Source organism: Caulobacter sp. (assembly GCF_039596335.1).
In the GTDB taxonomy this organism is placed as follows: domain Bacteria; phylum Pseudomonadota; class Alphaproteobacteria; order Caulobacterales; family Caulobacteraceae; genus Caulobacter.
Map to the genome: position 1 here is coordinate 121,287 of NZ_JBCNJZ010000003.1, position 17,403 is coordinate 138,689.

17 protein-coding genes are annotated in these 17,403 nt (G+C 67.7%); 10 read left to right on the forward strand and 7 right to left on the reverse strand.

Going from position 1 to position 17,403, the window contains the following annotated elements:
- Positions 1 to 48: 48 nt before the first annotated feature.
- Entirely contained in the window at positions 49 to 513 is a 465-nt protein-coding gene (locus ABDW31_RS07120) for a DUF4112 domain-containing protein (RefSeq protein WP_184723731.1), read from the forward strand.
- Between the two features lie 41 nt (positions 514 to 554).
- Positions 555 to 1,010 (forward strand): DUF4112 domain-containing protein, encoded by a 456-nt coding sequence (locus tag ABDW31_RS07125; protein ID WP_184717763.1) that lies wholly within the window; start codon positions 555 to 557, stop codon positions 1,008 to 1,010.
- Here ABDW31_RS07125 and ABDW31_RS07130 read toward each other — a convergent pair whose 3' ends face one another.
- Genes ABDW31_RS07130 through ABDW31_RS07140 form a run of 3 tightly spaced genes read right to left on the reverse strand, consistent with a single transcriptional unit; the run spans position 1,011 to position 5,157 of the window.
- The gene (locus ABDW31_RS07130; RefSeq protein WP_184717765.1) at positions 1,011 to 1,583 is read right to left on the reverse strand and encodes a Uma2 family endonuclease; all 573 of its coding nucleotides are present in this window, start codon (positions 1,581 to 1,583) and stop codon (positions 1,011 to 1,013) included.
- Between the two features lie 31 nt (positions 1,584 to 1,614).
- On the reverse strand, positions 1,615 to 3,768 hold the full coding sequence (scpA, locus tag ABDW31_RS07135) for a methylmalonyl-CoA mutase (RefSeq protein WP_184717767.1): 2,154 nt from the start codon (positions 3,766 to 3,768) through the stop codon (positions 1,615 to 1,617).
- A 3-nt stretch (positions 3,769 to 3,771) separates the two neighbouring features.
- Entirely contained in the window at positions 3,772 to 5,157 is a 1,386-nt protein-coding gene (locus ABDW31_RS07140; protein ID WP_343698476.1) for a methylmalonyl-CoA mutase subunit beta, read from the reverse strand.
- Between the two features lie 229 nt (positions 5,158 to 5,386).
- On the opposite strand from ABDW31_RS07140, the gene ABDW31_RS07145 reads away from it, so the two are divergent.
- From ABDW31_RS07145 to ABDW31_RS07165, 5 genes are all read left to right on the forward strand, one after another.
- Entirely contained in the window at positions 5,387 to 6,394 is a 1,008-nt protein-coding gene (locus ABDW31_RS07145) for a nitronate monooxygenase family protein (protein WP_184717771.1), read from the forward strand.
- Positions 6,395 to 6,486: 92 nt separating this feature from the next.
- The gene (locus tag ABDW31_RS07150) at positions 6,487 to 7,203 is read left to right on the forward strand and encodes a DUF2793 domain-containing protein (RefSeq protein WP_184717773.1); all 717 of its coding nucleotides are present in this window, start codon (positions 6,487 to 6,489) and stop codon (positions 7,201 to 7,203) included.
- 352 nt (positions 7,204 to 7,555) lie between these two features.
- Positions 7,556 to 8,131, forward strand: a complete 576-nt coding sequence (locus ABDW31_RS07155) for a TMEM165/GDT1 family protein (protein ID WP_184717775.1) — start codon at positions 7,556 to 7,558, stop codon at positions 8,129 to 8,131.
- Positions 8,132 to 8,176: 45 nt separating this feature from the next.
- Positions 8,177 to 11,767, forward strand: coding sequence for a hydantoinase B/oxoprolinase family protein (locus ABDW31_RS07160; RefSeq protein WP_184717777.1), 3,591 nt, complete (start codon positions 8,177 to 8,179; stop codon positions 11,765 to 11,767).
- Positions 11,749 to 12,240 (forward strand): low molecular weight protein-tyrosine-phosphatase, encoded by a 492-nt coding sequence (locus ABDW31_RS07165; RefSeq protein ID WP_184717779.1) that lies wholly within the window; start codon positions 11,749 to 11,751, stop codon positions 12,238 to 12,240. The genes ABDW31_RS07160 and ABDW31_RS07165 overlap by 19 nt, the downstream gene beginning before the upstream one ends.
- Positions 12,241 to 12,244: 4 nt before the next feature.
- Here the strand turns inward: ABDW31_RS07165 and ABDW31_RS07170 are convergent, their stop codons facing one another.
- From ABDW31_RS07170 to ABDW31_RS07185, 4 genes are all read right to left on the reverse strand, one after another.
- Positions 12,245 to 12,730 carry a hypothetical protein gene (locus tag ABDW31_RS07170; RefSeq protein WP_184717780.1) on the reverse strand — a complete coding sequence of 162 codons (486 nt, stop codon included), beginning with the start codon at positions 12,728 to 12,730 and terminating at the stop codon, positions 12,245 to 12,247.
- Between the two features lie 149 nt (positions 12,731 to 12,879).
- Positions 12,880 to 13,524: a DUF1190 domain-containing protein gene (locus ABDW31_RS07175; RefSeq protein WP_184717782.1), complete on the reverse strand. Its 645-nt coding sequence runs from the start codon at positions 13,522 to 13,524 to the stop codon at positions 12,880 to 12,882.
- 12 nt (positions 13,525 to 13,536) lie between these two features.
- On the reverse strand, positions 13,537 to 13,950 hold the full coding sequence (locus ABDW31_RS07180; RefSeq protein ID WP_184717784.1) for a DUF350 domain-containing protein: 414 nt from the start codon (positions 13,948 to 13,950) through the stop codon (positions 13,537 to 13,539).
- 14 nt (positions 13,951 to 13,964) lie between these two features.
- A complete protein-coding gene (locus ABDW31_RS07185; protein WP_184717786.1) occupies positions 13,965 to 14,612 on the reverse strand; it encodes a YjfK family protein in 648 nt (215 codons plus the stop codon).
- A 158-nt stretch (positions 14,613 to 14,770) separates the two neighbouring features.
- On the opposite strand from ABDW31_RS07185, the gene ABDW31_RS07190 reads away from it, so the two are divergent.
- Genes ABDW31_RS07190 through ABDW31_RS07200 form a run of 3 tightly spaced genes read left to right on the forward strand, consistent with a single transcriptional unit; the run spans position 14,771 to position 17,391 of the window.
- On the forward strand, positions 14,771 to 15,436 hold the full coding sequence (locus tag ABDW31_RS07190; protein WP_184717788.1) for a YjfI family protein: 666 nt from the start codon (positions 14,771 to 14,773) through the stop codon (positions 15,434 to 15,436).
- 18 nt (positions 15,437 to 15,454) lie between these two features.
- Entirely contained in the window at positions 15,455 to 16,228 is a 774-nt protein-coding gene (locus tag ABDW31_RS07195; RefSeq protein WP_184717790.1) for a PspA/IM30 family protein, read from the forward strand.
- A complete protein-coding gene (locus ABDW31_RS07200; RefSeq protein WP_184717792.1) occupies positions 16,228 to 17,391 on the forward strand; it encodes a glutathionylspermidine synthase family protein in 1,164 nt (387 codons plus the stop codon). Before ABDW31_RS07195 ends, ABDW31_RS07200 begins: the two co-directional genes overlap by 1 nt.
- The last annotated feature ends 12 nt before the right edge of the window (positions 17,392 to 17,403 follow it).

The window sequence follows — 17,403 nt, forward strand, 5'->3', positions numbered from 1 at the left end:
CAGATTGCCCCTCGTTCACCCTAGCTTGGGTTTACCGTCCGGAGCCGCCTGGTGATCTTCGCCAAATCGCACATCGAGCTGCACAACATCCGCAACAACGTCGAGCGGGTGAAGAAGCTCTCGGACAACGTCGTCGGCGTGGGTCCGTTCGGCGTGGGCCTGGACGGCCTGCTGACCTGGATCCCCGGCGCGGGTGAACTGTACAGCCTGGGCGCAGGCGGGCTGATCGTGCTGGATGCGCTGCGGGCGCGGGCCGCGCCGATGATCGTCATCCAGATCGTGGCCATCATCCTGATCGACACGGTGGCGGGCATGGTCCCCGTGGCCGGCAAGGCGATCGACGTGCTGTTCACCGGCCACAAATGGTCGGCCGACATGCTGACCAACCACATGGACGACACCATCTATTTCGAGGGCTCGCGCAAGGACGTGCAAGCGACCCAGGAGTACCGGGACCTGCTGGCCCGGATCCAGGCGGGCAAGGAAAAGCGCCGGGTCGTCTTCCTCGGCTAACGGCCAAGCAACGAGTGGAGGGGAGGGGCGTTCAGGCAAGCATGACCGACGAGATTTCATTCTCCCCTTCCGAACGGTCGCTGGACCGCCGCGCCAAGGCCCACCGCGCCTGGCGTTCGGCGGAGTCGATCAAGCGCCTGTCTGACCGCCTGATCGGCATCGGTCCCATCGGCCTGGGTCTGGACGGCGTGCTGGCCTGGGTGCCCGGCGCAGGCCTCATCTACGGCGTCGGGGCGGGTGGGCTGCTGCTGGTTCAGGCGTTTCAGGCCGGAGCCTCGGCCGGGACGATGGCGCGGATGACCGCCTATCTGGTGGCCGACAACGTTCCGGCCACGGTGCCGGGCCTGGGCTGGCTGATCGATACCCTGTTCCCCGGCCACCTGATGGCCGCCAAGGCGCTGCAGAAAGACATCGAGGCCAAGCACGGCCTGCCCGATGATGTGGCGCTGGAGCGAAGCAAGAAGCGCCGCGGGTTGTTCCGCAGGAAGGGCGGCTAGCTAGAGGGACGGTAAGTCCGCTAGGCACAGGGTAATCCGCGGCAGGTGCTGGGCGGATATCGTGTCGCGCGCCGAGTGATAGACAACGTCGCGATAGGTCCCGCCGGCAAGGGTGCGGTGGGTAACGACCGTATCGGCGTTGATGTCGATGACCCAATACTCCCTGACGCCGTGCTGGGCGTAGAACTCGGCTTTCAGAGTCAGATCATACTTTAGGGTCGATTGTGCAACCTCAATGACGAGGCCCACATTACCGCCTGTGACCTCCTCCAGCCGAATAGACGCATCGTAAAGATAGAGATCTGGGTCAGGCGCATAGGTCGGCGCCAAGGGCAGCGTAGAGTCTATGATGACCCGAACGCTGGCGCCCATCATGGCCATGAAACGCATGGCCAACTGCATTTTCACGCGAGTATGCGGTGTGCCTTCGGGGGCCATCTTGACCAGCATCCCATCGATCAGCTCGACACGCGCGCTTTCGTCGAGGATCCCAGCCTCCTGCATCCGCAGGACGTCTTCCAGCGTGAAGCGGTGCTGTTGCGACGTCTCCAACACTCGGACGATGGCGTTCATGCGCTCAGGATAACACGGAGATAGCAGATCGCTATGCGGCCGTGCCCTGGCTGTAGCCCAGCTGAACGTTCAGCTTTTCCAGCACCTCGATGGCCGCTTCGGCGATGACCGTGCCGGGCGGGAAGATGCTGGCGGCGCCGGCGTCCAGCAGGGCCTGGAAGTCCTGGGGCGGGATCACGCCGCCGACCACAACCACGATGTCGGAACGATCGCGGGCGGCCAGCTCGGCCTTCAGCTCCGGCACCAGCGTCAGGTGGCCTGCGGCCAGGGACGAGGCCCCGACCACGTGGACACCCGCCTTGATCGCCTCGTCGGCGGCCTCGGCCGGGGTCTGGAACAGCGGCCCGATCTCGACCTGGAAGCCCAGGTCGGCGAAAGCGCTGGAGATCACCTTCTGGCCGCGGTCGTGACCATCCTGGCCCATCTTGGCGACCATGATGCAGGGCGGACCGCCATGGGCCTCGCGGAAGGCGGCGACCATGGCCCGGGCCCGGGCGGTCTTGGGATCGGCGCCGGCTTCCTTGCCGTAGACGCCCTCGATCGCCTTGATCACGGCGCGGTGGCGGCCGAAGACCTTCTCCATCGCCAGGCTGATCTCGCCGACCGTGGCCTTGGCGCGAGCCGCGTCGACGGCCAGGGCCAGTAGGTTGCCGGTCCCACGGGCGCCGTCCTCCAGGGCCTTCAGCGTGCGTTCGGTCTCGGCCGGATCGCGCTCGGCCTTCAGGCGGGCCAGCTTTTCCAGCTGCTGAGCGCGCACGGATCCGTTGTCGACCTTCAGCATCGGAATGTCGTCGGCGACCTCGGGCTTGTAGCGGTTGACGCCGACCACGCTCTGACGATTGGCGTCGATGCGGGCCTGGGTCTTGGCGGCGGCTTCCTCGATGCGCAGCTTGGGGATGCCTTGCTCGATGGCCTTGGCCATGCCGCCGGCCGCCTCGACTTCCTCGATGTGCGCCAGGGCCTTCTGGGCCAACTCGTAGGTCAGGCGCTCGACGTAGTAGCTGCCGCCCCAGGGGTCGGCGACGCGGGTCGTGCCGCTCTCCATCTGCAGGAACAGCTGGGTGTTGCGAGCGATGCGGGCCGAGAAGTCGGTCGGCAGGGCCAGGGCCTCGTCCAGGGCGTTGGTGTGCAGGCTCTGGGTCTGGCCGTTCACGGCGGCCATTGCCTCGACGCAGGTGCGCGAGACGTTGTTGAACACGTCCTGCGCCGCCAGCGACCAGCCGCTGGTCTGGCTGTGAGTGCGCAAGCTGAGCGAGCGGTCGTCCTTGGGCTCGAACTCGCGCTTCATCAGGCGGGCCCACAGCAGGCGGGCCGCGCGCATCTTCGCCACCTCCATGAAGTAGTTCATGCCGATGGCCCAGAAGAAGGAGAGGCGCGGGGCGAAGACGTCGATGCTCATGCCGGCTGCGACGCCGGCCCGGGCGTATTCGATGCCGTCGGCCAGGGTGTAGGCCAGCTCCAGGTCGGCCGACGCGCCGGCCTCCTGCATGTGATAGCCGCTGATCGAGATCGAGTTGAACTTGGGCATGTTCGCCGAGGTGAAGGCGAAGATGTCCGAGATGATCCGCATCGAGGGCGCGGGCGGATAGATGTAGGTGTTCCGCACCATGAACTCTTTGAGGATGTCGTTCTGGATCGTCCCCGACAGCTTGTCGGGCGAAACGCCCTGTTCCTCGGCGGCGACGATGTACAGCGCCAGGATCGGCAGCACCGCGCCGTTCATGGTCATCGACACGCTCATCTTGTCGAGCGGGATCCCGGAAAACAGCGTGCGCATGTCCAGGATCGAGTCGATGGCCACGCCGGCCATGCCGACGTCGCCCTTCACACGCTCGTGGTCGCTGTCATAGCCGCGGTGAGTGGCCAGATCGAAGGCTACCGACAGGCCCATCTGACCGGCGGCGAGATTGCGGCGATAGAAGGCGTTCGAGTCCTCGGCCGTCGAGAAGCCCGCGTACTGGCGCACCGTCCACGGGTTGGTGACGTACATGGTCGGGTAGGGGCCACGTACGAACGGCGCGACGCCCGGGAAGCCGCTGGTGAAGTCGAGGCCGGCCGCGTCGTCCGCGTCATAGGCCGGGGCGACCGCAACGCCTTCGGGCGTGTTCCAGGCCTCGCCCTGGGGCGTGGCGCTCGAGGCGGTCTCGGCGAAGTCGATCGTGGTGAAGTCGGGGAACTTGGACATGGCTCAGGCGGCCTCGAAAGCGGCGGCGAAGCGCACGGGCATCAGGGCGGGGCACTGGCCGTCGGGGCCGGGCAGGCGGGTGTCGGGGCCGGTGACGGCGACCGCGTCGGGCGTCTCGACCTCCGGCGTCTTGTCGTCGGCATTGGGGAAGACGGTGACGCCCAGGATCTTGCGCGACTTGTCGGCATAGGCGGCTTCTTGCATGGCGCGGGTCTTGGCCACCGCGTCGGCGACCAGGCCGGTCTCCAGCGCCTTGACGATGCCGCCGGCGGCCTCGATGGCCTGGAAGCCGCCCCAGGCGGCGCGGGCCAGCTGGTCGGTCAGGCTGTCCAGGTACCAGGCCCCGCCGGCCGGATCGGCGACGCGGCCGAGATTGCTCTCTTCCATCAGGACAAGCTGGGTGTTGCGGACCTGGCGGCGGGCAAAGGCGGTGGGCAGGCCGATGGCGTCGGTGAAGGCGTCCAGCACGATGACGTCGGCTCCGCCGACCGCGCCGGCGAACCCGGCCGAGGTCAGGCGCAGCAGGTTCGTCCAAGCATCGGCCTTGGCCAGCATCCGACGCGAGGAGCGGGCCTCGATCTTCGGCGCGACGGTGACGCCACAAGCCTCCGTGAGCCGCGCCCACATCGCCTTGGCCGCCCGGACCTTGGCGACGCCGGTGAAATATTCGCCGTCCAGGCTGACGCCCAGCACGACGCGGCCGAAGGCGTCGTCCATCGACAGGCCCGAGCGCACCATGGCCTTGGCATAGGCCAGGGCGCTGGCGGTCATCATCGCCAGTTCCTCGGTGTTCGAACCGCCGGCCTCGTGGGCGGCGCGGCCAGTCGCCAGGAACAGGCTGGCCTTGGCGTAGGTCCCGGCGAGGCGCGCGCCGACATTGGCGGCGTTGAAGATATGGGCTTCGATCGGGCCGGGGCTGACGCCCGTCTCGGCGAAAGCGGTCAGCGGATCCAGGTGAAAGGCCAGCGGCGCATTGGGCGCGGCCTTGCCCAGGACGCCCAGCCAGTCGGCGGCCTTCGGACCCATGAAGCCGGCGTCCAGGGCGACGGGGGCCAGATCCACCAGCACGCCCGACAGCGCCTTGGCCAGGTCGTCGACCGAGCCGACGGCGATGCCGTTCACACCCGTCGGATCCAGTTGCAGCAGCACCGAGGCCGCGCCGTTTTCCAGGTCGGTCAGGATGTCGCCGGCCGCGCGGACCGGATCGGGATGGGCGGCGCGGACGCGCAGGTCCCAGGGCCGGTCGGGATCGCGCAGGCGCAGATCGCGGGCCACGGCGACGCCGTCCTGCGCCGTGTAGAGCGGCTGGATCGTCAGGCCGTCGGGCGTCGTCACCGTCAGGGCGTCGTCGAAGCTCTGGCCCTTCAGCGTCTTCTCGACCAGGGCCATCCAGCGCGCGCGGGTCGCCGCGTCGCCTTGCGCGCCGAAGTCGTCGGCCAGGGGCGTGGCGGTCACGGCGTGTCTCTCCTGAGATGGGGTATTCGAAGCCATTTTTGAGCGAGTTGCTCCCCTGCCGTAACGACCGTCAAGCCTTGCGCGGGCGGCAAACGGGCGTTTAATCTGATCGTCGTTCATATAGTCGGCGCGGAACGCCGATCACCGAAGGGGAAACTCGCCCATGGCTCTGCCGCCGATCCTGCGTGACCGTCTGCGTCTTCCGGTCATCGCCTCGCCGCTGTTCATCATCAGCAATCCCGATCTGGTGATCGCCCAGTGCAAGGCGGGGATCGTCGGTTCGTTCCCCTCGCTGAACGCCCGCCCGATCTCGCAGCTGGACGAGTGGCTGCACCGGATCACCGAGGAGCTGGCCGCCCACGATCGCGCCCACCCCGAGGCGCCGTCGGCCCCGTTCGCGGTCAACCAGATCGTCCATAAGACCAACAACCGGCTCGAGGAAGACATCGAGCTTTGCGTGAAGCACAAGGTGCCGGTGGTCATCACGTCGCTGGGCGCGCGTGAGGACCTGAACCAGGCGATCCACTCTTATGGCGGCATCACCCTGCACGACGTCATCACCGACCGCTTCGCCCGCAAGGCCATCGAGAAGGGCGCCGACGGCCTGATCCCGGTCGCGGCCGGCGCCGGTGGTCACGCCGGCACGCTGTCGCCGTTCGCCTTGATCCAGGAAATCCGCGAGTGGTTCGACGGGCCGGTGGCGCTGTCGGGATCGATCGCCTCGGGGCGCTCGATCCTCGCCGCCCAGGCCATGGGCGCGGACCTAGCCTATATCGGCTCGGCCTTTATCGCGACCGAGGAGGCCAACGCCATCGAGGGCTACAAGCAGGGCATCGTCGACGGCCAAGCCGACGGCATCGTCTATTCGAACCTGTTCACCGGCGTGCACGGCAACTATCTGCGCTCGTCGATCGTCAATGCGGGCCTGGACCCCGACAACCTGCCGCAAAGCGATCCGTCCAAGATGAGTTTCGGCTCGGGCGGCAACCAGGAGGCCAAGGCCTGGCGCGACATCTGGGGCTCGGGGCAGGGCATCGGCGCGATCAAGGAAGTGCTGCCGGCGGCTGACCTCATCGCGAAGTTCGCGCAGGAGTACGAGCAGGCCAAGGCCGAACTGGCGGCCAAGACGGCGCTTACGTCCGGAAATCACTTGGCTTTCGCCGCCGAGTAGACGGGCGGATCACGGGGACGAAGCAGGCTTCGTCCCCGCACCTTTCGGCGGCCTGATGCTGGAGCGGTCTTCAATCCGCTCCGGAGCCGCAAATGTTCGACGACGTCACGCCCCGCCTCGGCCTGCCCTATGTGGTCGCCGCCCAGGCCCAGAAACACATCCCCATCAATGAGAGCCTGGCCCGTCTGGATGGCCTGGTGCAGCTGGCCGTCGAGAGCCGGTCGGTCACGGTCCAGCCGGCCAATCCCGTCTCCGGCGCTGTATGGATCGCCGCCTGGCCCGGCCCGCCCGCCGGGACCCTGGTGCGCTTCGAGGCCGGCGCCTGGGAGGTGATCGCCCCGGCCGAGGGCGTGCTGGCCTGGGTCAAGGACGAGAACCAGATGGTCGCCTTCGACGGCGTGGCCTGGGTCCCGCTGTCGGCCACCTTCAAGAGCCTGACCGCCGCCCAGACGGCCAACCAGGCCAGTACTCGGCTGGAGATCCTGGAGCAGGAGCTGACACTGTCCGGCGCCGCGGTCGCCACCAGCATCGCCATCCCGAGCCGCGCCATCGTGCTGGCGGCCTCGACCCGCACCACGGCCGCGATCACCGGTGCGGCGTCGTACAATTGCGGCGTCGCGGGCGAGGCCAACAAGTTCGGCGGCTCGCTGGGTGTCGCCAAGAATTCCAGCAATATCGGCGTGGTCGGCCCGACCGCCTACTATGCCGACACGCCGGTCGTGCTCACCGCCATCGGCGGCAGTTTCGTCACCGGCAAGGTGCGCGTGGCCATCCACGTGTTGCGTTTCGACGCGCCGGCGGCGGTGTAAAATCTCCTCCCCTTCTGGGGGAGGTGGCCCGGAGGGCCGGAGGGGGCTAGCTCTGCATCCGCCGCGTTGCCCCCTCCGTCGGCTTCGCCGACACCTCCCCCAAGAGGGGAGGAGAGAGCTGGCTTGACCGTCGCCATCCCCTCCGCTACACGCCGCCTCACCTTTGGGGAGTAGCCGCCCGCGCCTATCAGCGGGCCCCGCCGTCAACACACTTGGTCTCTCGGGACCATGGCGCGGGGAAGGGAAGCGAACTTAGAGCTTCCTTGGCGAGACCAATGGCGACGATCTCCATCCGGGCCGGCTGGGTATCGACGCTATTGGCATGCGCCCGGCCCAGAGAGTCTTGCGAACCATGGAAGCCCTCCTCGTCTCGACCCTGGTCGTGGCCATCGCCGAGATCGGCGACAAGACCCAGCTGCTGGCCATCATCCTGGCCACGCGCTTCAAGAAGCCCATCCCCGTCATCCTCGGTATTCTGGTCGCCACCCTGGCCAATCATGCCCTGGCCGCGACCGCCGGCTACTGGGTATCGGACTTCCTCAGCGGCGACGCGTTCCGCTGGGCTATCGCCGTCTCGTTCATCGCCATGGCCGCCTGGGCCCTGATCCCCGACAAGGCCGATGACGAGGATGGCGGCAAGGTCGGCCGTTACGGCGTGTTTCTGACCACGACCATCGCCTTCTTCCTGGTCGAGATGGGCGACAAGACCCAGATCGCCACCGTGGCCCTGGGCGCCAAGTTCCACTCGATCTTCTGGGTCTCGATGGGCACCACCCTGGGCATGATGCTGGCCAATGTGCCGGCCGTGTATCTGGGCGAGGCGGCCACCAAGATCGTGCCGCTGAAATACGTGCGCATCGGCGCGGCCTTGATCTTCTTGGCTCTGGGCCTGTGGCAGGCGGCGGAGCTTCTGGGTCTGTTGAAGTAGGGGCTCCAGGCGCTAAGAGGGGCGGAGCAAGGAGTTCCGCCCCTCATGACCGCCACCCCTGAAGTTCCGCGCGGCTGGGAGTTCTGGATCGACCGGGGCGGCACGTTCACCGACATCGTCGCGCGCCGGCCGGACGGGGCTCTGGTCACCCATAAGCTGCTGTCGGAAAATCCCGAGCACTATGCGGATGCGGCCGTCGCCGGTGTCCGGGCCCTCTTGCCGCAGGGCGCTGCCATCGACGCGGTGAAGATGGGCACCACCGTCGCCACCAACGCCCTGCTCGAGCGCAAGGGCGAGCCCACGGTCCTGGCCATCACGAAGGGTCACGCCGACGCCCTGCGGATCGGCTACCAGGCGCGGCCGAAACTGTTCGAGCGCCATATCGTCAAGCCCGAAGCCCTGTACGACCGCGTCGTCGAAATCGACGAGCGGATGAGCGTCGAGGGCCAGGTGCTGCGACCGCTGGACGAGACCGCCGCGCGGGCGGGACTGCAGGCGGCGTTCGACGAAGGCTTCCGTGCCATCGCTATCGTGCTGCTGCACGGCTTCCGGTTTACCGACCACGAGGCGCGGGTAGCGACGGTCGCCTGCGAGATCGGCTTCACCCAGGTCTCGGTCAGCCACGAGGTCAGCCCGCTGATGAAGCTGGTCGGGCGGGGCGACACCACGGTGGTCGACGCCTATCTGTCGCCGATCCTGCGCCGCTATGTGGACCAGGTGGCGGACGCGCTGGGCCACGACACCCGTCTGCTGTTCATGCAGTCGAACGGCGGGCTGACCGACGCACGGGCCTTCCGGGGCAAGGACGCCATCCTGTCCGGTCCGGCCGGCGGCGTGGTCGGCATGGCGCGCACCGCCGGCGAGGCCGGGTTCGAGCGGGTGATCGGCTTCGACATGGGCGGCACCTCGACCGACGTCTGCCACTATGCCGGCCAGTACGAGCGGGCCTTCGAGACCGTCGTGGCGGGGGTGCGGATGCGCGCCCCGATGATGAACATCCACACCGTGGCGGCCGGCGGCGGCTCGATCTGCAGCTTCGACGGCGCGCGGCTACGCGTGGGGCCGGCTTCGGCCGGCGCGGTGCCGGGACCGGCGGCCTATCGCCGGGGCGGGCCGCTGACGGTCACCGACTGCAATGTCATGCTGGGCAAGCTGCGGCCGGAGTTCTTCCCGCAGGTGTTCGGCCCCAACGCCGACCAGCCGCTGGACGCCGAGGCCGTGACGCGCGGCTTCGAGGCGGTGGCGGGCCAGATCGCGACGGCGACCGGCAAGGCCATGACCCCGCAGGAGGTCGCCGAGGGCTTCGTCACCATCGCGGTCGAGAACATGGCCAAGGCCGTGCGGCAGATCTCGATCCAGCGCGGCTACGATGTCACCCGCTACGTGCTGGCTTGTTTCGGCGGGGCGGGCGGGCAGCATGCCTGCCCGGTCGCCGACGCCCTGGGCATGACGAAGGTGATGATCCACCCGTTCGCCGGTGTGCTGAGCGCCTACGGCATGGGCTTGGCCGACCTGCGCCTGATCCGCGAGGAGACGGTCGAGCGGCCGCTGGACGATGCCGGCGACCTTGCCGCGCGGGCGAAGGTGCTCGCCGCTGAAGCCGAGGCCGCCTTGCGCGCCCAGGACGTGCCGATGGCCTCGGTCGAGACGGTCGCCAGCTTGCGGGTGAAGTACGCCGGCACCGACACGCCGCTGGTCGTGCCGTTCGGCGATCGGGTGCGCGAAGAGTTCGAAGAGCTGCACCAGCGTCGCTTCGGTTTCACGTCGCCTAATACGCCGCTGGTGGTCGAGACGCTGTCGGTCGAGGCGATCGGGCATTCGGATGCCGGCCAAGCGGACTTCCAATTCGGTGCTCCTGGAAGCGTCGAGCCACTGGCTACCTTCGACGTCCGGATGGCCGGTTCGGTTCACGCTACCCCAGCCTTCGACCGCGAAGCCCTCGCCATCGGCGTTGAGGTCCTCGGCCCCGCCATCATCCGCGAGGCCACTGGCGCCACCATCGTCGAACCTGGCTGGCGCGCCACCGTCGACGCCCACCTGAACCTGATCCTCGACCGCATAGTCGCCCTGCCGACCCGCAAGGCGATTGGGACGGATGCCGATCCGGTGATGCTGGAGGTGTTCAACAACCTGTTCATGGCCGTGGCTGAGGAGATGGGTTTCGCCCTGCAGAACACCGCCTATTCGGTTAACATCAAGGAGCGCCTGGACTTTTCCTGCGCCCTGTTCGACCGCGACGGAAACCTGATCGCCAACGCGCCGCACATGCCGGTGCATCTGGGTTCGATGGGCGACAGCGTGCGGGCCATCCGCGATGCGCGGGAGGGTGACGGCCGCGGCATGAAGCCCGGCGACGTCTACATGCTGAACGCGCCCTACAACGGCGGCACCCACTTGCCGGACGTGACAGTGGTGATGCCGGTGTTCGACGCAGGTGGAGCGTTGCTGTTCTATGTCGCCGCTCGCGGGCACCAGGGCGACATCGGCGGGATCACGCCCGGCTCGATGCCGCCGACCAGTCAGACGGTCGAGGAGGAAGGCGTCCTGATCGAGAACTTCCTACTGGTCGAGGGCGGGCGATTCCTGGAGGCCGAAACCCGGTTCCTGCTGGCCTCGGGCCGTTGGCCCGCGCGCAATCCCGACCAGAACATCGGCGACCTCAAGGCTCAGATCGCCGCTTGCGCGCGCGGGGCCGAGGCCCTGACCGGCCTGATCGCCGAGTTCGGCCAGGATGTGGTCGAGGCCTACATGGCCCACGTCCAGGACAATGCCGAGGAGGCCGTCCGCCGCGTGCTGGCGACGATGCGGAGCGGGTCATTCGCCTACGAGCTGGACGACGGCTCGGTCGTGAAGGTGGCCATCACGGTTGATCAGCGCGCTCGCACCGCCCGCGTCGACTTCACCGGCACGAGCGACCAGGTCCCGACCAACTTCAACGCGCCGGCGTCGATCTGCCGGGCGGCGGCGCTGTACGTGTTCCGCACGCTGGTCGACGACGAGATCCCGATGAACGACGGCTGCCTGCGGCCGGTTGAACTGGTCATTCCGGAAGGCTCGATGCTGCGGCCGCGCTATCCGGCGGCGGTGGTGGCTGGCAATGTCGAGACCAGCCAGGTCGTGGTCGACGCCCTCTACGGCGCCTTGGGCGTGATGGCCGGGGCGCAGGGGACGATGAACAACTTCACCTTCGGCGACGCGCGGCGGCAGTACTACGAGACCATCTGCGGCGGCTCGGGGGCGGGGCCGGACTTCGCCGGGACCGACGCGGTCCAGACCCACATGACCAACAGCCGCCTGACTGATCCCGAGGTGCTGGAGACCCGCTATCCAGTGCTGGTCGAGGCGTTCTCGATCCGGCGCGGCTCGGGCGGGCAGGGCGCGCACCGGGGTGGCGACGGCGTGGTGCGCAAGATCGGCTTCCGCGAGCCCATGGTCGCCACTCTGCTGTCCAACCGCCGGCGCGTGCCGCCGTTCGGGCTGGCGGGCGGTGGTTCGGGGCAACTCGGCGCGGCGCGGATCGAACGCGCCGATGGTTCGGTTCAGACGATGGCCGCCACCGATCTCGTCGAGGTCGCGGCGGGCGATGCGATCGTCATCGAAACGCCCGGTGGCGGCGGTTGGGGGAAGGCGCAATGACCAAGGCCAGCGTACTGTTCGTCTGCATGGGCAACATCTGTCGCTCGCCCCTGGCCGAGGGGGCATTCCGGGCGGAAGCCGAGCGGCTTGGCCTGGACGTCACGGTCGACAGCGCTGGCACCGGCGGCTGGCACAAGGGCGAGGCCCCGGACCCGCGCGCCATCGCCGTGGCCCGCCGCAACGGCGTCGACATCGGCGGCCTGAAGGCGCGCCAGGTGAAGCCCGACGACTTCCGGACCTTCACCCACATCTACGCCCTGGACCACGACAACCTGCGCGGCCTGCTGCAGGTGGCGCCGTCGGACGCGACCGCCGAGGTCGGGCTGCTGCTGAACCTGGTGGAGGGCCATCGCGACCGCGCCGTGGCCGATCCCTACTATGGCGACGACGCCGGCTTCGACGTGACCTGGAACGATGTGACCATGGCCGCTCAGGCCCTGGCGAAGAAGTTGGTGGATGAGGGCTGGCGGTAGGGGGCTAGTGCAGCGTCGGCCGCTTCACGGGCGCGACCGGCGTTTCCGGCTCGTCGAAGCGCATCGGCAGGGCCTTGCCTTCGTGCGAGAGCGCCATGTTCAGGAAGCGCGCCGAGACCGTGACCGACTCCGGCATCACTACCAGGGCTTCCAGCAGGCGGCCGGCCATTTCGGGGGAGGCGGGGCAGACGCCGCAGGCGGTGACCAGGCGCTGTTCGTCTTCCGCATAGCCCTTGCAACAGGGGGCGGAAACGCAAAGCGGGCGGCGCACCTGTCCCTCGATCGCCGTCATCATCAGGATGAAGGCGGCGGCGACTCGTGGGGAGACGAGCGTGCCAGCCTCGCGGGACAGGCGCGCCCCGGGCTCCTGGCCCAAGACCCGCGCCGTCACCCACTGACGCAACATCCACAGAACGATCCGCTCGCCTTCGGAAAGGCCGTTCGGGCCGCAGTGGTTGTAGTCCAGTCGGGTAAATTGGTCGGGCCGCACGCCGGAAATCTCCTCGCCCGGGGCAGGGGGCCGACACCCACCTGGGCGAACCGATTTCGGTGAGCGGCCCGACACGCGTCTTGCGAACGCTTCGCAACTAAACAGTATGCGATTTTGCGAGTCAATCTCAAAAAGAAGCGATCGGAATTTTATCCGCCGAAGCCGCCGCGATAGCTGCTGCCGCTGGTGGCGTAGCTGCGCCCGCCGCCAAAGCCGCCGCGCGAGACCACCGACGTGCGCGTCTGGACCTTGGGCGGGGCGTTGCGGATGGCGTCCGGCGGATCGATGCTGTCGCGGCTGATGATCGTCTTGCCCGAACCGTAGTCGCGGCCCAGGCGGCCGCCATAGGTCGAGTAGTAGCCGCCGCCATACTGGTCGTCGCGGCGATACATGCCGGTGCCGCGATAGCCGCCGTCCAGCATCTGGCCGATCACGAAGCCGGTCAGCAGGGGGGTGAAAAAGCTGCCGCCGCCCTGACTGCCCTTGGGTACGCAGTTGCCGGCGCCGTAGACCTCTTCGCAGGTGGCGCGCTGGTCGTAGCGTGGCGCGTTCTTTTCATCGTCGGCCTTGGCGGCGGCGAACGAAGTCTCACACTGCTGAGCGGTGACCTCCTTGGCCTCCTTGCACTCTTCCAGCGTCTTGTAGCTGAAGGCCTCGACCTGCTCGCCGCGGTTGGGATCCCAGCCGGCCTGGGGCGCGGGGCCAGGATCGTCGCAGCCGGCCAGGGTCAGGGCGGTGGCGCTGGCCAGCATGGTGGTCAGCTTCAGCGAATTGGAGCGCTTGCGCGTGGTCATCGCCTTAAGCCCTCACGAGGTCATGCAGGCGGCGTTCAGCAGGCCGACCGCGATGGAGATGCCCGCCATGTAGACGCCGATCGAGACCTCGTTGTTCTCGACCCGCGCCTTGATGTCTTTCAGGGCGATGAAGCGCACACCGGCGAAGACGGCGATCTGGATGACGCCGGCCAGGGTGGCCCAAGCGCTGAACTCGATCAGGCTGAAGGTGTGGCTGAGCGCCGAGGCCAGCGGCAGGACGTAGCCGATCAGGGCGCCGGCCAGGGCGATGGCGGCAGTCATGTTGCCCTGCCGGATCAGCTCCTTCTCATTGTACGGTGTCACCCACTGGTAGATGTACTTGAAGGCGATCGTGAACAGACCGGCCGCCACGAAGGCCATCAGGAACGCGGCCGCGCCTTGCTGGAAAGCGGTGAAGTCGAACATCTGGTTTCTCGCCCCTAAGCTCTGAATTCGCCGACCGACAGCGGCAGGCCGATCATGGTCTCGTTGGTGACGTCCTTGCTGTCCTCGGGCTCGAGGGTCAGGGCCAGCAAGAGCTCGCGCCCGTCGCCGCCGGCCAGGTCGCGGTGGAATAGCATGGTGGTCTGGAACAGGCGGCGAGCTGGCGTCTCGGCGTCGCGGTCGTAATAGACGTCTTCCCACAGGGTGACCGGGTCTTGCTGCTCGGCCTCGTCGCCGAACCACAGGCGCGTATAGGCGGGCAGGCCCTCGGGCTGGAAGGTGCGGGCGCGCAGGCGGGCGCTCCACAGGTCGCGGTCGCTGCGGTCGGCCGGATACTCGCTGGCCCACGGCAGGAAGACGGTAAAGTCGTTGGCGCGCTGGCCCTCGCGGTCGTCCGAGACGACCTGGAAGACGATCTCGTCGTCCGTATAGAAGCGGTGCACGAAGGCTCCGTCGTTCAGCTGGATCAGGCCCTGGGCGGTGATCTCCAGCGTATCGCGGTCCAGGACGAACTTGGTCTCGGCCCCGAAGCGGCGCCAGGTCAGCGGGTCCAGCACCACCGTCCGGCCGATCGTCACATTGCGGATGACGGGCAGGGCGGGGCGCGCCGCGTTGTCTTTCTTGCCGAAGAGCTTTCCGAACATTCCGGTGCGCTAGCCCCTCAAAAGCGTGGCTGGCGGGCCCATATCGAGGGCGACGCCGAAGGCGCCCGAAGGTGGGTTGCCCTCGGGTGAACTTGGGGCGCAGGATGACGCCGATCCCCGCCTTGTCAAGCGTACATGGTATGCGTACATGTAACGTCATGCCTGCCAAGACGACGAGAGGCGCTCAGGCCGCCGAAAGGACCCGCGCGTGGCGAGAAGCCCGCCGGAGCGCCGGCTTCGTGAAGATCGAAGTCTGGGCGCCGGCGGCATGCAAGCCTGACATCCTTTCGGCCGTACAAGCCATCGTCGTCGAGTCGGTCCGAGGGCCGGCGCTGAAGACCAACCCCTATCCTCCCGAGGGTCACATGGACGCCGTTATCGACACCGCCTGGACGATCCACAGTCTGCGCAACGCGCTGGTGGAAAGCGCCCTGATCCGCCAGGACGAACTGACCGCCACCGTCATCGAAGGCGTCGAGCCGGTGCTGATGGTCGTCATGCATGAGTACGGCGACCTGCCAGTCTATGTCAGCGGCGGCGAGCTGCAGCTGACGGTGTCGACCATCCTGTGGCCCTGCGACGAGCAGAACGACCGGGCCGAGTTCAACGAATTCCTGCTCAAGGCCCAGAAGGTGGTGCCGCTGTCGAACTTCGGCATCACCACCATCGAAGGCCGCGACTATTACGAGCTGATGGGCGAGATCTCGTCCAAGACCACCCTGCAGACCCTGGTCATCGAGCTGCGCACCCTGGCCGACAACGCCATCGCCGCCGCCAGCGACCTGCGGGATTCCTTCGAAAAGAGCCGCGGCGCGGCCGCCTAAGAGACCGGAGAACTGAACATGTCGATCTGGAGCAAGCTCTCCGCGCTCTTCCGCGGCACGGCCCATGACGGGGCCCAAACCATCGTGGACGCCAACGCGCTGCGCATCCTGGACCAGGAAATCCGCGACGCCGACAACGCCCAGGGCAAGGCCCGGGACGAGCTGGCCAAGCTGGTCGCCCGCCGTCGCGCGCTGGAGACCGAGGTCGCCCAGCTGACCGACCAGTCGCGCAAGTACGAGAGCTCGGCCCGCGCGGCGATGAACAAGGGCGACCAGGCCCTGGCCCTGGAAGTCGCCCAGCGCATCTCCGACCTGGAGACCGACGCGACCCAGAAGGCGACGCAGATGAACGAGCTGCGCGCGGCCGAGGAAAAGCTGCGCACGATCATCGCCCAGACCGACACCAAGGTCGAAGCCCTGCGCCGCGAAATCGAGATCGTGAAGGTCAACGAGAGCGTCCAGAAGGCTCAGGCCGCTGTGATCTCGCGCTCGGGTTCGGCCAGCGGCGTCGTCGGCTCGGCCGCCGATAGCCTCAAGCGCATCAAGGAGCGCCAGTCGGTCCGTGAAGAGCAGTTCCGCCTGCACACCGAGTCAGAAGATCGCAAGAGCGGCGCTGACCTGGACGCGAAGCTGGCCGCGGCCGGCATCCTGCCGGGTGGTGGCGGCGCCGAAGACGTGCTGGCCCGCCTGATGGCGCCGAAGGACGAGGCTCTGCCCGCCCCGATGCTGGCCATCGAGGACAAGCAAAAGGTGGCCCCCAAAAGCAACGATAGGGACGGTTCGGAAGCCTGATGCGCCGCATCGATCTGACGCCTCGGTCCGACTGGAAGTCCAAGGCCGAGGCCGTCGGCTTTACCTGGCACCACGCCGACGGCATGCGCTACTGGGACGAGCGGGCGGCCTACGCCTTCACGCTCGAAGAGGTCGGGGGCCATATCGAGCCCGCGACCGAGACGCTGCACAAGCTGTGTCTCGACTTGGTGGATGACGCTGCCGGCAGCGACGCCCTGATGGCGCGGCTGCAGATCCCCGAGGCGTCGCGCGATCTGGTCGCTGCCTCGTGGAAACGGCGCGATCCGTCGCTGTATGGCCGCTTCGACTTCTTCTACGACGGCGAAGGCCCGCCCAAGCTCTACGAATACAACGCCGACACCCCGACCAGCGTGTTCGAGGCCGGCGTCTTCCAGTGGCTGTGGCTGGAGGACCTGATCGCCCGGGGCGAGCTCCCCGACAGCACCGACCAGTTCAACAGCGTCCACGACCGGCTGGCCGAGCGGTTCAAGGAGATCTTCCCGAACGGCGGCTTCGTCCACTTCGCCAGCGACGCCGACTTTGTCGAGGACCGCCAGACCGTGCGTTTCCTGGAGGACATGGCGACCCTGGCGGGCCTGGAGCCCAAGTTCGTGCCGCTGAAGGATATCGGCCTGGACGCCGACGGCCGCTTCGTCGACCAGGACAACTACATCATCGGCGCGATCTTCAAGCTGCACCCCTGGGAAGAGATGCTGCGCGAGCCCTATGCCGCCAACATCGCCGGCAGCAAGACGCTGTTCCTGGAGCCGCCGTGGAAAGCGGTGCTGTCGAACAAGGCGCTGCTGCCGCTGCTGTGGGAGCGTCATCCGGGTCATCCGAACCTGCTGGAGACCTATTTCGACGACGACCCCAAGGTCGAGCGGCTGGGCAACAACTACGCCCGCAAGCCGCTGTTCAGCCGGGAAGGCGCGAACGTCGAGCTCTATAAGGACGGCCGCAAGGGCCGGGTTCTGGACCTGGGCTATGGCGAGGAAGGCTGGATCCGTCAGGAGCTGAAGCCGCCGCCCAAGTTCGGCGCCAACTATCCGGTGATCGGTTCGTGGGTGATCGGCGACCAGCCGGCCGGCATGGGCGTGCGCGAGGACCGCAGCCGCGTGACCCGCGATCGCTCGCGGTTCGTGCCGCATATCATCGAGGGCTGACGCCGCGCGGCA

Excerpts from the sequence above, each read along its gene's own strand:
- ABDW31_RS07130 (WP_184717765.1), bottom strand. The coding sequence starts at position 1,583 with ATGAACGCCATCGTCCGAGTGTTGGAGACGTCGCAACAGCACCGCTTC.
- ABDW31_RS07125 (WP_184717763.1), top strand. The coding sequence starts at position 555 with ATGACCGACGAGATTTCATTCTCCCCTTCCGAACGGTCGCTGGACCGC.
- ABDW31_RS07190 (WP_184717788.1), top strand. The coding sequence starts at position 14,771 with ATGCCTGCCAAGACGACGAGAGGCGCTCAGGCCGCCGAAAGGACCCGC.
- ABDW31_RS07180 (WP_184717784.1), bottom strand. The coding sequence starts at position 13,950 with ATGTTCGACTTCACCGCTTTCCAGCAAGGCGCGGCCGCGTTCCTGATG.
- ABDW31_RS07145 (WP_184717771.1), top strand. The coding sequence starts at position 5,387 with ATGGCTCTGCCGCCGATCCTGCGTGACCGTCTGCGTCTTCCGGTCATC.
- ABDW31_RS07185 (WP_184717786.1), bottom strand. The coding sequence starts at position 14,612 with ATGTTCGGAAAGCTCTTCGGCAAGAAAGACAACGCGGCGCGCCCCGCC.
- ABDW31_RS07200 (WP_184717792.1), top strand. The coding sequence starts at position 16,228 with ATGCGCCGCATCGATCTGACGCCTCGGTCCGACTGGAAGTCCAAGGCC.
- ABDW31_RS07155 (WP_184717775.1), top strand. The coding sequence starts at position 7,556 with ATGGAAGCCCTCCTCGTCTCGACCCTGGTCGTGGCCATCGCCGAGATC.
- ABDW31_RS07160 (WP_184717777.1), top strand. The coding sequence starts at position 8,177 with ATGACCGCCACCCCTGAAGTTCCGCGCGGCTGGGAGTTCTGGATCGAC.
- ABDW31_RS07195 (WP_184717790.1), top strand. The coding sequence starts at position 15,455 with ATGTCGATCTGGAGCAAGCTCTCCGCGCTCTTCCGCGGCACGGCCCAT.
- ABDW31_RS07150 (WP_184717773.1), top strand. The coding sequence starts at position 6,487 with ATGTTCGACGACGTCACGCCCCGCCTCGGCCTGCCCTATGTGGTCGCC.
- ABDW31_RS07175 (WP_184717782.1), bottom strand. The coding sequence starts at position 13,524 with ATGACCACGCGCAAGCGCTCCAATTCGCTGAAGCTGACCACCATGCTG.
- scpA (WP_184717767.1), bottom strand. The coding sequence starts at position 3,768 with ATGTCCAAGTTCCCCGACTTCACCACGATCGACTTCGCCGAGACCGCC.
- ABDW31_RS07140 (WP_343698476.1), bottom strand. The coding sequence starts at position 5,157 with ATGGCCCTGGTCGAGAAGACGCTGAAGGGCCAGAGCTTCGACGACGCC.